Origin of the sequence: Amycolatopsis tolypomycina, assembly GCF_900105945.1 — a bacterium.
In the GTDB taxonomy this organism is placed as follows: Bacteria; Actinomycetota; Actinomycetes; order Mycobacteriales; family Pseudonocardiaceae; genus Amycolatopsis; species Amycolatopsis tolypomycina.
In genome coordinates this window covers 6,245,690-6,259,372 of record NZ_FNSO01000004.1, presented here as the reverse complement: position 1 = coordinate 6,259,372, position 13,683 = coordinate 6,245,690, and the positions used below count along the sequence as shown (strand labels likewise).

The 13,683-nt window shown below is 72.1% G+C and carries 14 protein-coding genes; 8 read left to right on the top strand and 6 right to left on the bottom strand.

Annotated features, from left to right (window positions below):
* Window positions 1-25 precede the first annotated feature (25 nt).
* Complete coding sequence (locus BLW76_RS38255; RefSeq protein WP_091320384.1) at window positions 26-949, top strand: cobalamin biosynthesis protein; 924 nt, start codon at window positions 26-28, stop codon at window positions 947-949.
* A complete protein-coding gene (locus BLW76_RS38250) occupies window positions 946-2,427 on the top strand; it encodes a cobyric acid synthase (RefSeq protein ID WP_091316774.1) in 1,482 nt (493 codons plus the stop codon). Before BLW76_RS38255 ends, BLW76_RS38250 begins: the two co-directional genes overlap by 4 nt.
* A 228-nt stretch (window positions 2,428-2,655) precedes the next feature.
* On the opposite strand, the gene BLW76_RS38245 is transcribed toward BLW76_RS38250, so the two are convergent.
* The 3 genes from BLW76_RS38245 to BLW76_RS38235 all read right to left on the bottom strand — a co-directional run bounded on the left by BLW76_RS38245 (window position 2,656) and on the right by BLW76_RS38235 (window position 4,304).
* Window positions 2,656-3,252: a DUF4190 domain-containing protein gene (locus BLW76_RS38245; RefSeq protein ID WP_091316772.1), complete on the bottom strand. Its 597-nt coding sequence runs from the start codon at window positions 3,250-3,252 to the stop codon at window positions 2,656-2,658.
* A 70-nt stretch (window positions 3,253-3,322) separates the two neighbouring features.
* Window positions 3,323-4,075 carry a CbtA family protein gene (locus BLW76_RS38240; protein WP_091316771.1) on the bottom strand — a complete coding sequence of 251 codons (753 nt, stop codon included), beginning with the start codon at window positions 4,073-4,075 and terminating at the stop codon, window positions 3,323-3,325.
* Between the two features lie 19 nt (window positions 4,076-4,094).
* Window positions 4,095-4,304 carry a CbtB domain-containing protein gene (locus BLW76_RS38235; RefSeq protein ID WP_091316769.1) on the bottom strand — a complete coding sequence of 70 codons (210 nt, stop codon included), beginning with the start codon at window positions 4,302-4,304 and terminating at the stop codon, window positions 4,095-4,097.
* A gap of 240 nt (window positions 4,305-4,544) precedes the next feature.
* Between BLW76_RS38235 and BLW76_RS38230 the strand changes: the two genes are divergently transcribed.
* Together BLW76_RS38230 and BLW76_RS38225 are read left to right on the top strand one after the other, a co-directional pair.
* Window positions 4,545-5,753, top strand: a complete 1,209-nt coding sequence (locus BLW76_RS38230; RefSeq protein ID WP_091320382.1) for an RNA-guided endonuclease InsQ/TnpB family protein — start codon at window positions 4,545-4,547, stop codon at window positions 5,751-5,753.
* A 46-nt stretch (window positions 5,754-5,799) separates the two neighbouring features.
* Window positions 5,800-6,696: an ROK family protein gene (locus BLW76_RS38225; RefSeq protein WP_091316768.1), complete on the top strand. Its 897-nt coding sequence runs from the start codon at window positions 5,800-5,802 to the stop codon at window positions 6,694-6,696.
* A gap of 45 nt (window positions 6,697-6,741) precedes the next feature.
* On the opposite strand, the gene BLW76_RS38220 is transcribed toward BLW76_RS38225, so the two are convergent.
* Together BLW76_RS38220 and BLW76_RS38215 are read right to left on the bottom strand one after the other, a co-directional pair.
* Complete coding sequence (locus BLW76_RS38220) at window positions 6,742-8,139, bottom strand: Dyp-type peroxidase (RefSeq protein ID WP_091316766.1); 1,398 nt, start codon at window positions 8,137-8,139, stop codon at window positions 6,742-6,744.
* A 144-nt stretch (window positions 8,140-8,283) separates the two neighbouring features.
* Window positions 8,284-9,309: a helix-turn-helix domain-containing protein gene (locus BLW76_RS38215; protein ID WP_091316764.1), complete on the bottom strand. Its 1,026-nt coding sequence runs from the start codon at window positions 9,307-9,309 to the stop codon at window positions 8,284-8,286.
* A gap of 114 nt (window positions 9,310-9,423) precedes the next feature.
* Between BLW76_RS38215 and BLW76_RS38210 the strand changes: the two genes are divergently transcribed.
* Window positions 9,424-10,284 carry an NAD(P)-dependent oxidoreductase gene (locus tag BLW76_RS38210; protein WP_091316763.1) on the top strand — a complete coding sequence of 287 codons (861 nt, stop codon included), beginning with the start codon at window positions 9,424-9,426 and terminating at the stop codon, window positions 10,282-10,284.
* Window positions 10,285-10,756: 472 nt separating this feature from the next.
* On the opposite strand, the gene BLW76_RS38205 is transcribed toward BLW76_RS38210, so the two are convergent.
* Window positions 10,757-11,329 carry a TetR/AcrR family transcriptional regulator gene (locus tag BLW76_RS38205; protein ID WP_091316761.1) on the bottom strand — a complete coding sequence of 191 codons (573 nt, stop codon included), beginning with the start codon at window positions 11,327-11,329 and terminating at the stop codon, window positions 10,757-10,759.
* Between the two features lie 83 nt (window positions 11,330-11,412).
* Between BLW76_RS38205 and BLW76_RS38200 the strand changes: the two genes are divergently transcribed.
* From BLW76_RS38200 to BLW76_RS38190, 3 genes are all read left to right on the top strand, one after another.
* Window positions 11,413-12,285, top strand: coding sequence for an SDR family oxidoreductase (locus BLW76_RS38200; RefSeq protein WP_091316759.1), 873 nt, complete (start codon window positions 11,413-11,415; stop codon window positions 12,283-12,285).
* 103 nt (window positions 12,286-12,388) lie between these two features.
* The gene (locus tag BLW76_RS38195; RefSeq protein ID WP_091316758.1) at window positions 12,389-12,844 is read left to right on the top strand and encodes a GbsR/MarR family transcriptional regulator; all 456 of its coding nucleotides are present in this window, start codon (window positions 12,389-12,391) and stop codon (window positions 12,842-12,844) included.
* Window positions 12,845-12,853: 9 nt separating this feature from the next.
* Complete coding sequence (locus BLW76_RS38190) at window positions 12,854-13,666, top strand: class I SAM-dependent methyltransferase (RefSeq protein ID WP_091316756.1); 813 nt, start codon at window positions 12,854-12,856, stop codon at window positions 13,664-13,666.
* Window positions 13,667-13,683: the final 17 nt, after the last annotated feature.

Here is a 13,683-nt window from a genome sequence, read left to right as displayed (position 1 = left end):
TGGTGCACGCGCTACCGTGCGCCACGTGCCACTCCGTCTAGGGACAACCGCGGCCGGACTCGTGACCGGATACGTAACCGACGCTCTGTTCGGTGACCCCCGAACGGGCCATCCGGTCGCCCTCTTCGGTAGCGCTGCCGCGCGTCTGGAACACCGTCTGTGGGCCGACTCGAAGCCGCGCGGAGCCGCGTACGCAGCGCTGTGCACCTTCGGCGCGGTCGGTCTCGGCGTCGCGCTTCAGACGGCGACGCGGGGACGTCCCTTCGCGCGCTTCGCGGCGACAGCAGTCTGTACGTGGGTCGTGCTCGGCGGCCGCGGTCTCGCCGCCGAAGGCACCGAAATGGCGCGGCTGCTCGAAGCGGGCGAAGTGCCCGAAGCGCGTCAGAGGCTCTCGCACCTCTGCGCACGCGACGCGACGACGCTCGACTCCGCCGAGCTGACCCGCGCGGCCACCGAGTCGATCGCCGAGAACACGTCGGACGCCGTGGTCGCGCCGCTGTTCTGGGGTGCCGTCGCGGGCATGCCGGGCCTCCTCGGCTACCGCGCGCTGAACACGCTCGACGCGATGGTCGGCTACCGCTCGCCGCGCCACCGCCGCTTCGGCTGGGCGTCGGCGCGCGCGGACGACGTCGCCAACCTGGTGCCGTCGCGGATCGGGGCGGTGCTCACGGCGTTGTGCGCGGGCGGCCGCGTGCGGGAGTCCTGGCGGGTGTGGCGACGCGACGGCAGCCGGCACCCGAGTCCCAACGCGGGCCAGGTGGAGGCGGCCTTCGCCGGCGCACTGGACATCCGGTTCGGCGGGACGAACAGCTACGGCGGCGAGGTGGAGAGCCGGGCTCGGCTGGGGGAGGGCCGCGATCCGGAACCGGTGGACCTCAGACGTGCGGTGCGGTTGTCGCGCCGGGTGGGCGCGGCCGCGGTGGCGCTGGCCGCGGTGGTGGCGCGATGAGCGGCCTGCTCGTCGCCGGGACGACGTCGGACGCCGGGAAGAGCCTGGTCACCGCCGGGATCTGCCGGTGGCTCGCGCGGCGGGGCGTGCGGGTGGCGCCGTTCAAGGCGCAGAACATGTCCAACAACTCGATGGTCTGCGCCGACGGTGCCGAGATCGGCCGCGCCCAGTGGGTGCAGGCGCGCGCCGCCGGTGTCGAACCCGAAGCGGCGATGAATCCGGTGCTGCTCAAGCCGGGCAGTGACCGGCGCAGCCACGTCGTCGCGCTCGGGAAGCCCTTCGGCACGCTCGAGGCGGGCGAGTACGCCACCGGCCGGGCCGGGCTGGCCGAGATCGCCTTCGGGGCCTTCGAAGACCTCAGTTCGCGCTACGACGTCGTCGTCTGCGAAGGCGCCGGGAGCCCGGCGGAGATCAACCTGCGCGGCGGCGACTACGTCAACATGGGGCTCGCGCGGCGGTTCGGGCTGCCGGTGCTGGTCGTCGGCGACATCGACCGCGGCGGCGTGCTGGCGGCGATGTTCGGCACCCTCGCGCTGCTTTCGGCCGAGGACCAGGCCCTGGTCGCGGGCTGGGTGGTCAACAAGTTCCGCGGCGACGTCGGCCTGCTGCGGCCGGGCCTCGACAGCCTCCAGAAGGTCACCGGCCGTCCCGTGCTGGGCGTGCTGCCGTGGCTGGACCGGGTGTGGATCGACTCGGAGGACGCCCTCGCCGCGGCGGGCTGGCGCCGGGAAGCGCCCGGCGGGGGGCTCGGCGTGGCGGTCGTCCGGTTCCCGCGCGCGTCGAACGCCACCGACGTCGACGCGCTGGCCGCCGAGCCCGGGGTCACGGTGACGCTGACGGCCGACCCCGACGTCGTCGCGGCGGCGGACGTCGTGGTGCTGCCCGGGTCGCGCGCCACGGTGGCCGACCTGGCCTGGCTGCGCGACCGCGGTCTCGACACGGCGGTGACGGCCCGGGCCACCGCGGGCCGCCCGGTCCTCGGCATCTGCGGCGGCTACCAGATGCTGACGGAGTCCATTGTGGACGAAGTCGAGTCCGGCGCGGGCGAAGTGCCGGGGCTCGGTTTGCTGCCCGGGCGGGTGACGTTCGCCGCGGAGAAGGTCCTCGCCCGGCCGACGGGAACATGGCGGGGAACCCGGGTGGAGGCGTACGAAATCCACCACGGCTCGGTGACCACCACGGCGCCGGCGGAGTCCTTTCTGGACGGTCTGCGCACCGGAGCGGTCTGGGGCACGATGTGGCACGGCGCCTTCGAGAACGACGCGTTCCGCCGCGCCTGGCTCACCGAAGCGGCAGCACAGGCGGGCGCGACATGGGCCCCGGCACCGGACGCCCCCGCCTTCGGCGAGCTTCGCGAGGAAATGCTGGACAAGCTCGCGGACGCAATCGACGAACACCTGGACACGGCGATGCTCCGGACGCTGCTGGACCGCGGGGCACCCCCGGACCTGCCGTTCGTCCCGCCGGGCGCACCGTAGCGGGCGGGGCCGGTTGCCGGCAGGGGGCAAGGGCGGCGGCCGAGGGCGGAACGGCTCCCGCCTGCCGCGCCTCGGCGGGCCGGGCATGGGCCGGTTGCCGGCAGGGGGCAAGGGCGGCGGCCGAGGGCGGAACGGCTCCCGCCTGCCGCGCCTCGGCGGGCCGGGCATGGGCCGGTTGCCGGGAGGGGGCAAGGCGGCGGGCGGGTGGAAGGGCGGGCCTCACCCTGGTCAGGACCCGGCGATCCGGCCGCTCCGGCGCTGCATCCCGCACGTCCCGTTCCGCTTGCCCGCCGCCCAGGCCTTCTCGTCGGGGGCGTAGCCGACCACCACCATCTCCGGGGGGAGCTCCACCGCGTCCGGGCCGTGGAACAACGTGTCCAGGCGGTCCTGGCAGCTGCGCTCCACCGCGGCCGCCGCCTGCTTCTCGCCCGGGTATGGCGTGTTGGGGCCGGCCATGGGGAACGCGTCGAGCACCAGGCCGTCGTGCTCGCCCGCGCAGGTGACGCGGACCGCGTCGTGGCCGGGGCGGGCCTTGTTGTAGCAGTTGTCGATCTCCAGGGCCGCTATTGGGGCGTTGGACGCGCTCAGCAGGCCCGCGATCACCAGGAACGCCGCGATCGGCAGGGCGATCATCCAGGCCACGCCCGCGGTGATGCCACCGATGGCGAGCCCGCGGCCGCGTCCGCCGGTCCGGTGGAGCCGGACCAGCGCGGCGATGCCGAAGCCCACCCCCAGCACCGCCGTGACCCCGAAGAACCCCAGCACTCCGGTGATCAAGGACGCGACCGCGAACCCGTCCCGCTTGGCCGGCACGTCTTCGTTCATGGTTTCCCCCTCGAGACTCCCCTGGAGAGGAGCCTAAAGGGACGAACGGGACGCCCGGCTAACGATTCGGTCAGGCCGCCGTGACCGCGGTGCGGCGGGTCAGCGCCTTCTCCGCGAACGCGCCGAACGCCAGGCCCAGGCCCAGCCACAGCGTGACCTGGGTGCCGACCGACGCCGTGCGGAAGCTCCACAGCGTCGACGCCGGGAACGTCGCCGGGACCTCGTCGACCACCGGCATCAGCCAGGCCACCACGCCGATCACGACGAGGTAGCCCGCCGCGGCCAGCAGGAAGCCGTTCCACGCGCCGAGGCGGTCCGCGAGCTTGCGGCCGAACACCGTCGCGAAGATGCCGACGAGCAGCGACACCGCGACGAAGCCGAAGTACAGCTCGGTGCGGGAGCCGATCGTGCCCGCCTGGCCGACCGCGGGCGGGTTGGCCGGGTACTTCAGGAACGGCACCAGGAACACCACGGTGAACGCGCCCGCCGTCAGCAGCAGCGCCGTCAGCCGCGGGCGCAGCGAGCCGAGCCGGCCCTGGGCGAACGCGAACGCCAGCGAGAGCAGGCCGCCGATCGCGACGCCGTACACGACCACGCCGGTCAGCAGGCCGAGCGTGCTCTGGATGTCTCGGGGGACGAGCTCTTCCTCTTCCGGCGACGAAGCGGGAGCGGCGTCGTGCGAGTGCGTGTGGCCGCCGCCGGACTCCTCGAGCCCGATGGCGGCGTTCACCGACGGCTCACCGAAGGCGTAGGCGAACCCGAACGCGAGCACACCGGCGATCAGGCCCGCGAGCATGCCGCGGACCAGCAGGGTCTTCATCATGGGAGTGCGTGCCCGCCGATCAGTGGCAGGGGAAGGCCAGCAGGTGCCGGCCGTCGTGCACGAACTCGTGGACGTAGTTGTTCGCGAAGACCGCGAAGGCGCCCTGCTCGGCGCTCACGAAGTACAGCGCGATCAGCGCGAGGAGCACCACGAACACCGCCCACGGCACGATCTCACGGATCGGGATGCGGATCGGGAGCGGAACGGCGGGAGCTGCCGTCTGGGTCATGCGTGGCCTCCTCGGGCTTTCGCGGCCTCATCGGGGTCGATCACGAAGGTCCGGGTCTGGCTTCCCCCTGGTGGGAGTCACAGTGGCGCGACCGCGCGGACTTGCACCGCGTTCCGGAATCTCCTCGTCTGGCCGGTTGAGCGTAGGTCCGCCGTTCGGGGCGCGTCAATGTGACACCGCAACTATCGGTGCGAGTTCCATCCCCATGGGGTAGCCGACCCCTCGGCTACAGTGATCGCCGTGCAGGCCCGCTACCGCTATCGACTCGAACCTGACGAGGTTCAGCGGGGAATGCTGGCGCGCACGTTCGGATGCGCCCGGGTGGTGTTCAACGACGCCATCAGGTGCCGGGAAGGCGCCTACCGGCTCGGGGTGAATTTGTCACCGGCCGAGGTGCAGCGACAGGTGATCACGGAGGCGAAGGCTCGCGACGAGCGGGCTTGGTTGTCCGAGGTGGCCAGCGTGGCGCTGGTGCAATCGGTGCGTGACGCGCATCGGGCGTTCTCGAACTTCTTCGCCTCGGTGAGAGGCAAACGTCGGGGCCGGAAGATCGGGCGTCCACGGTTCAAATCGAGGAAGGACAACAGGCAGTCCTTCCGGCTCACCCGGAACGGCTTCAGCCTGCGTCCGAACGGGCGGCTGTATCTGGCGAAGGTGGGGGAGGTGCGGGTGCGCTGGTCCCGTGCTCTGCCGTCGGAGCCCAGTTCGGTCACGATCCTCCGGGAACCGGACGGCGGGTACTACGCATCCTTCGTGGTCGAGGTCGAGCGGACCCCGCTCCCGCCGGTCGATCGGGAAGCAGGGGTGGATCTGGGGATCACGCGCCTGGCGACGATCGCCGACACGACGGCACGTCGGCTGGAGGTTCCGAACCCGAAACACCTCTCGCGCAAACTGCGGAAACTGGCTCGGCTGGAGCGCGAAAAGGCACGGCGCGTCAAAGGTTCGGCGAACCGGGCGAAGACACGTCACCGGGTCGCTGTCCAGCACGGCAAAGTCGCCCGCGCCCGGCGGGACCATCACCACAAGCAGGCCCTCATCCTGGTCCGCGAAAACCAAGCGGTTCACGTCGAGGACCTGAACATCGCGGGGATGGTCGGCAACCACCGGTTGGCGCGGGCGATCCTCGATGTCGGGTGGGCCCAGTTCGTCCGGCTCCTCGAAGAGAAAGCCGAACGACACGGCCGTACTGTGCACAAGGTGTCTCGCTGGCTGCCCAGCTCGAAAACGTGCTCGAGCTGCGGGCATGTGCTGGCCTCCATACCGCTCGAGATTCGCGAATGGTCCTGCCCCGGCTGTGGGGCCGTCCACGATCGGGACTACAACGCAGCGCTCAACATCCTCGCCGCCGGGCAGGCGGAGAGGCTAAACGCCGGTGGAGCTCCGGTAAGTCCTTCCTCCAGGGAGGTGCAGGGCGATGAAGCAGGAAGCAACCCAAACGCGGCATAGCCGCGCGGGAATCCCCGGCTCTGCTGCCGGGGAGCGTGCCAATCGAATGGTGGCGGCCCTCGATGTGGGCGGGACGACGATCAAGGCGGCGTTGCTCGACGAGCAGCTCCGGCCCCAGGCGGCACTGCGCGCGGAGACGGCTCGCAGCGCCGACGGCACGGCGCTGGCCGCGCAGACCGTGGAGATCGTGGCCGCGCTGGCCGAACAGGCCGGTACCGGACGGCCCGACGCGGTCGGCGTCGTCGTGCCGGGGATCGTCGACGAACAGACGCGCGTCTGCCACTTCTCGGCCAACCTCGACTGGCGGGAAGTGCACTTCGGCGAGCTGCTGGAAGAGCGGCTCGGGCTGCCCGTCGCGTTCGGGCACGACGTCACCGCGGGCGGGATCGCCGAGTTCCGCGTCGGCGCCGGGCGGGGGGCGACGAACGCCGCCTTCATCCCCGTCGGCACCGGGATCGCCGCCGCCCTGCTGCTCGACGGCCGGATCCACCGGGCGGGCGGGCAGGCCGGCGAGGTCGGGCACATCGACGTCGGGCACTCCGGCAAGTGCGGCTGCGGGGCGATCGGCTGCCTGGAGGCCATCTCGTCGGCCGCCGCGATCGCGCGCCGCTACACCGAACGCACCGGGCGGCCGGCCGACGGCGCGCGCGAGGTCGTGGAGCTGGCGCGCCGTGGTGACGAGGTCGCCGTCGCCGTGGTGCAGGACGCGCTCGACGGGCTCGGCCACGGGATCCGGACGCTGCTGACGTTGCTGGGGCCGGACGTGATCGTGCTGGGCGGCGGCCTCTTCACGGCGGCCGACTACGTGCTGGAGCCGGTGCGGGAGTGGCTGGCCGCGCACCTGACCTTCCAGAAGATGCCGGAGCTGCGGATCGCCGAGCTGGGCGACGAAGCCGGGCGGCTCGGCGCCGGCCTGCTGGCCTTCGACCTGCTCGAAGCCTGACGCCGGCGGCCACCACCACCGGCTGTGGTGGTGGCCGGACGGCGGTCAGAGCGCGCGCAGGAACGCCAGCGACGGCATGAAGAAGTACTCGCCGCCCCGCAGTGTCACCGACTGCGGCACCGGGTCCGCCGTCCGCTGCGTGGCGCCGCCCCAGTCGACCGTGTAGTCGGACGAGCCGCGCTCGCCCTGGCCGATCACCGGGTCGAGGCCCGGCGTGACGCCGTCGACGATCGGGAAGCCCGGGTTGTTCGCCCAGAGCGACTGCGTGAACTCGAACTGGTTGCCCAGCACCGAGTTGAACGCCATGAACAGCAGGCCGACGCCGCCGCTCGGCCGGGCCGCGGGCGGCACGTCGGCGTTCGGTTCGTCCGGGCGCTCCCCGTACGTGACGCCGCGGCGGGCCATCAGGTGCCGCCGCTCGCCGGCCGGGTCTTCGGCGCCGCCGGAACCGCGCGGGTTCGTCTTGCGGATGTGCGCCTGGAACGGGCACTTCAGCGCCGCGCGGTCGCTTTCGTAGGTGAAGTTGTTCGACACCGGGCTTTCCGCGCCGTCTTCGCGCTGGGTGGTCAGGGGGGTGCCGTCCTCGAAGCGGCCGATGATCATCGCGCCGGCCCGCTCGCGGTCTCCGCCGACGAGGCCGAGGGTGTCGGCGAGATCTTCTTCGGCCTGCTTGAACCGCCGGACGTTCTGTTCGAGTTTGCGGAAAACGAAATAGCTGCCGAAATGCACGCCGGGATCCGGCGCCGCGGGGTCGGGAACGAGCACCTGGTCCAACGGTGCCGCCGGGTTCCACACGTTGATGCCGTCGGTGTTGTTCTTCTCCGCGTCGACGTCTTCGGTCAGGAACAACGGCTGGCTGCGGCCGTCGACGTAGCCGAAGTGCTCGATGCCTTCGCCGCGCGCGTTGACGCGGCCGAGGCCGGTTTCCTCCGCGAGAACCGCCGCCGAATCCGGCAGCAGATCGAGGATTTCGTTGCGGCGCGCGGCCATCGCCTTGTCGGTGGCGTCGCCGACGAGCACGACGGCGTGGATTTCCGCGCGGTAGCCCGGATCGAACGTCGAGCGCGGCGGATCGTTCAGCTGGCGCCGTGTGTCCGGCGCCGCCATGCCCCGCAGGAACGACTCGTCCTGCGGGAGGTTTTCGACGCCGAGCGCGCGGTAGCCGGCCGCGGTGAGGCCGACGCCGACGTACGGCGTTCCCCCGCCGCCTTCGGTCTTGAACGCGCTCACCTCGTCGAGATGTGCCTTGGCGGACTTCATCTTCCCGGTGACCGCGACCAGGAAGGCGCGCGCCTCCGCCGGTTCGCCGAACGCGAGGAACAAAGCGGACAGATGGTCGCGGACGTGGGCCTTGAGGATGTTCGGCTGCAGTTCGCCGAGCATCGTCGCGGCCTCGCCGGACGCCGTGGTCCAGGACAGCGTGGTGGACAGATCGATAGTCATTCCGGTTCCCTCCCCTGTGAAAGCCCGCCTCTCGGCGGGCACCCGGCCGACCGGAATCCCCCCTCGGCCGACCGGGTCCCCTGAATACAGAGTGCAACGCCGGAGGCCGGTGCTGCCACCCGTTTGCCGGATTCACACGAAAGATTAAGTTGAGCGTGAAACAGTTTCTGTCCGGAAAGAATTCGCCGCGCCTGCCGACCGGGGAAATGCCCGTCGGTAATCGCCCGGTGACACACCGATCTGCTTCAAGAAGTGGTGACGCAGGTTGTTCGCGGTGCCGAGCCCGCTCAGCGCCGCGATTTTCTCCATCGCCAGCCCGGTCGATTCCAGGAGTGTCTGCGCCCGGGCCAGGCGCTGGTTGAGCAGCCACTGCAGCGGCGTCGTGCCGGTGGCGCGCCGCAGCTGCCGGTAGAAGGTGCGGGGGCTGACCGCGGCCCGGCGGGCCATGTCCTCGATCGTCAGGGGGCGGTCGAGGTGGGCGCGGGCCCAGTCCAGCACCGGGGCGAGGCCGTCGGCGTCGGTGGCGGGCACGGACAGGTCGACGAACTGCGCCTGGCCGCCGGGCCGGTGTGCGGGCACGACCAGCCGGCGCGCCAGCTGGTTGGCGACGTGCGCGCCGAGGTCGCGGCGGACCAGGTGCAGGCAGAGGTCGAGCCCGGCGGTCATCCCGGCGCTGGTCAGCACGTCGCCGTCGTCGACGTAGAGGACCGAGTCGTCGACCAGCACCGCGGGGTGGCGCTCGGCGAGCTGGGCGGTGTGCATCCAGTGGGCGGTGGCGCGGCGGCCGTCGAGCAGCCCGGCCGCGGCGAGCGCGAAGGCGCCGGTGCACAGCGACACCATCCTCGCGCCGTTGGCGTGGGCGTTGCGAAGGGCCGCGACGAGGTCTTCGGGCACCGGCACGCCGTCGTCCACACAGGCGTCCGGGACCGACGGCACGATGACGGTGCCGGCGCCCTCGAGGCCGTCGAGCCCGTACGGCGTCCGCAGGGCGAGGCCGGGTGCGCCCGGAGACGTCGAGCCGACACCGCAGATCCGCAGGTCGTACCAGGGATCGGCGAGGTCGGGCTGTGGCACGCCGAAGACCGTGGCCGCGATGCTCACTTCGTACAGGTCCCAGGACCGCAGCCCGACTTCCTCGGGGACGACCAGGGCGACGGATCCCGCGCTCATGCCTCGATCGTATGGCAGGAATTTGGTGATGGTGGTCAGTGGTGCCACTGGCTGGCGGTTCCCGGCGCTGCGAATCTGGCGGCAGAACATCGGAAACCCTTGAGGAGCAACGAAATGAAGCAGCCTGTGACCGTCCTCGGCCTGGGGTCGATGGGCTCGGCACTGGCCGGGGCCCTGCTGGACCACGGGCACCCGGTGACCGTCTGGAACCGCACGGCGGAGAAGGCGGCGCCCCTGACGCGGCGGGGAGCGCGGCTCGCGGCGACGCCCGCGGAGGCGATCGCGGCGAGCCCGCTCGTGGTCGCCTGCGTGCTCGACTACCGCGTGCTGCGCGCGGTGGTCGAGCCGGAGTCGTTGCGGGGCAAGGACTTCGTCAACCTGACGTCCGGATCGCCGGAGCAGGCGGCGGAAGCGGCGGAGTGGTTCGGCGCGGGTTACCTCGACGGCGCGATCATGACCACGCCGGAGGGCGTGGGCTCGGCGGAGGTGATGGTCCTGTACAGCGGGCCGCGGCCGGTGTTCGACGCGCACGCACCGGCGCTGGCGGCCCTGGGCGACCCGGTGTACCTGGGGGAGGACCCGGGCCGGGCATCCCTGTACGACGCGGCCCTGCTGGGGCTGATGTGGTCGGCGATGGCCGGCTGGCTCCACGGGACGGCGCTGGTGGGAGCGGAGAAGACGACGGCGACGGAGTTCACGCCGGTCGCGATCCGCTGGCTGGGCACGGTGAACCGGTTCCTGACGCGCTACGCGGAGCAGGTCGACGAGGGCCGGTACCCGGGCGACGACGCCACGGTGGACGTGCAGATCGCGGCGATCGGGCACCTGATCCACGCGGCCGGGGCGCGCGGGGTGGACAACGCGTTGCCGGAGTTGCTGAGGGGGATGATGGAGCGCGCGAGCGCGGCCGGGCACGGGGCGGACAGCTTCGCGAGCCTGGTGGAGGTGTTCGCCGGCCGGGTGGCGGCGAGGTAGGGGCGGCCGAGCGCCCCAATGTGGCGTTCGGTGCGTTGGATGCACCCAACGCCACATTGGGGCGTATGAGCCGGGCCGGATCTCGCGTGATTGGGGTCGGGACTGGCGTGATTGGGGGCGGATCTCGCGTGGCTGGGGCGGGACTGGCGTGATTGGGGCCGGGTCTCGCGTGGCTGGGGCGGGACTGGCGTGATTGGGGCCGGATCTCGCGTGGCTGGGACGGGACTGGCGTGATTGGGGGCGGATCTCGCGGGAACGAGGCCGCCGAGCCGGGGCGGGGCGGGTCAGGCGAGCCGGGGCAGGGGTAGCCGAGCCGGGGCGGGGCGGGTCAGGCGAGCCGGGGCAGGGGTAGCCGAGCCGGGGCGGGGCGGGTCAGGCGAGCCGGGGCAGGGGTAGCCGGGGCGGGGCAGGCGAGCCGAGCCGGGGCAGGGGCAGCCGAGCCGGGGCGGGGCAGGCGAGCCGGCGTGCAGGGTCAGGCGAGGGTGGTGGTTGCTGCCATCAGTTCGTCCAGGGCCTCGAGCACCAGCGGGGCGAACTCCCGCTCGCTGTCCGGCTCGACCCAGCGAATGAAGCCCGTCGAAAACGCGAGGCCGCCGATCTCCGCGGCCAGGCTTGCCGTCGGGGGTGGGGTGCCGCGGGCGCGCAATGCCTCGGCCATTGCGGCCCGTAGCGTTGCCAGCTTCAGCAGCTCGCGCTCGCGCAGGTCGGTGTGGCCGGCGACCACCGCGCGGATCTGGCGGGCCCGCTCCCGCCGATGGGGCCCCAGCGGTTGCGTGGCGGCCGTCAATGCCGCCGCGACCGCCTCGATCGGGGTTGCCGAGGCTGGTGCGGCCGCGATTGCGTCGGACAGGAGCCTGCTCATGATCTCCTGGCCCGCGAAGAGCACTTCGCGCTTGTCGGCGAAGTGGCGGAAGAAGGTCCGCTTCGTCAGTCCGGCCCGCTCCGCGATCTCTGCGACCGTGACGCTGTCGTAGCCGCGCTCGCCGAACAGGTCGAGCGCGGCGTCGAGCAGGCGCTCGCGCGTGTTCGGCTCCCAGCGGCTCATGGGTCCCAGCCTAGGCGATGACACCGGGTGTCATCGCGGGTGTACGGTGATGGCACCAGGTGTCATCACTGAAGGAGAACCTCATGCGTGTGTTCGTCACCGGCGCCTCCGGCTGGATCGGCCGGGCCCTCGTGCCCGAACTCCTCGACGCGGGCCACGACGTCGTCGGGCTGGCGAGGTCGGACGCGGCCGCCGACACCGTCGCCGCCATGGGGGCGACCGTCCTGCGCGGCGATCTCGGCGACCTCGAAACGCTGCAAGCGGGCGCGAAGAGCGCTGACGGCGTCGTCCACCTCGCCTTCGGGCACGACTTCACCCGGATCGAGGACTCGATCGCGACCGATGCACGGGCCGTCGAAGCCATGACCGACGTCCTGGCCGGCAAGGCCTTCGTCGCGGCCTCGGGGACGCCGATGGTGCCCGGACGCGCGGCGACCGAGCAGGACGACCCCGTCTTCGTGGGTCCCGTGGGCGGCCGGGGGAACATCGCCCGCGCCATCCTCGAGACGGCCGAACGGGGCGTCCGCGCGTCCCTCGTCCGGCTGCCGCGGACGGTCCACGGCGAGGGCGACCACGGGTTCATCGCCCACCTGGTCGCCCTCGGGCGCGAAAAGGGCATCGCGGCCTACGTCGGCGACGGGACGCAGCGCTGGCCCGCGGTGCACGTCCTGGACGCCGCCCACCTGTTCCGCCTTGCGCTGGAACGGGCCGAACCGAAGGCCGTCCTGCACGCGGTCGGCGACGAAGGCGTGCGGATCCGCGACATCGCCGAGGTCGTCGGCCGCCGCACCGGCTTGCCGGTCACGTCCGTGGCTGCCGAGGAACTCGGGTTCCTCGGCGGGATCCTGGCCATCGACCAGCCGGCTTCCGCGCAGGCAACCCGGGAGCTGCTCGGCTGGCAGCCCACGCAACCCGGGCTGCTGGACGACCTCGAGAAGGGTTACTACGACCGCTGAGAAACTCGGGGGTTGACGGGGCTAGTTGTTTCAGTCGAGACTGAAACAACTAGCCCCTTCTTGGCGAGCCGAGGAGGAACACAGGTGGCCGAGGAGGAGCGTTGTGTCCGGTGCGGACGACGAGGACGAGGTGCTGCGGTGGATCGAGCGGGTGGCCACGTTCTGCGTGGAGGAATGGGCGCTCCCGCCGATCACCGGGCGCATCCTCGGCCTGCTGATGATCTGCGACCCGCCCGAGCAGTCCGCGGGCCGGATCGCCGAGACGATCCGGGCCAGCCGCGCGTCGCTGACCTCGAACATGCGGTTCCTCGCCGCCATCGGGCTGGTCCGCAAGGTGCGCGTGCCCGGTGACCGCACCACCTACTACCGCATCGAGGACGACGCCTGGCACAAGGTCATCCAGCGCAAGCTCGACGGCCTCGGTGCCTTCGGCGACATCGCCGACGAGGGCGCGCACCTCGTCGGCGGCAGCGGACCTCGGACCGGGCGCATCCGCGCCGCCCAGCAGTCCCTGACCTGGCTGCGCGACATCGCCGCCCGCCATCCCCCGAAACCCTGAGGACCTCCCGTGCCCCGTCTGCGCCTGGACCTGGACCCGGTCCGGGAAACCCTGCTGCTCACCCTCTACGCGAGGGCTCTGGACGCCGAGCTGCCCCAGCCGATCCTCGGCGACACCCATTCCGCGGGCATTGCCGGCACGATCGACTACGACTTCGCCAAGCTCCGCCTCAAGCCCAGCCTCGTCTGCGGCACCGCGCTGCGCGCCAAGAAGCTCGACGACGCGGTCCGCGCGTTCGTCGCCGCCCATCCGGACGCCGTCGTGCTCGACCTCGGGTGCGGGCTCGACACCCGCGTCCTCCGCTGCGACCCGCCCGCCGGTGTCGACTGGTACGACGTCGACTTCCCCGACGTCGTCGGCCTGCGGCCGCAGTTCCTGCCGGACCGGTCGCGGCTCGTCGGCGCCGACCTGACCACGCCGGGCTGGCTCGACCCGCTGCCCCGCGACCGGCCGGCCATGATCGTCGCCGAAGGTCTGCTGCCGTTCCTGCCCGGCGACACGTTCCAGCGGATGACCCGCGAGCTGACCGCGCACTTCGGCACCGGTGAACTCGCCATCAACGGCTACACCCGCTTCGCCGCCTGGGCGATGAAGTACCACCCGACGATCAAGTCCATCGGCATCACCGCCGCCCAGGGCTTCGACGACCCGCGCGAGCCCGAAACCTGGGGCGCGGGCCTGACGTTGGCCGAGGAGCAGCTGCTCGCGCGCGCTGCGGAAGTCGCCCGCTTTCCCCAGCCGCTGCGCGCGGCCACCCGGCTCATGAGCCACCGCACCGCACTGGCCCGGCAGGGCACGCGCATCCTCCGCTACCGGTTCTGACGACGTGGGACAGCGCC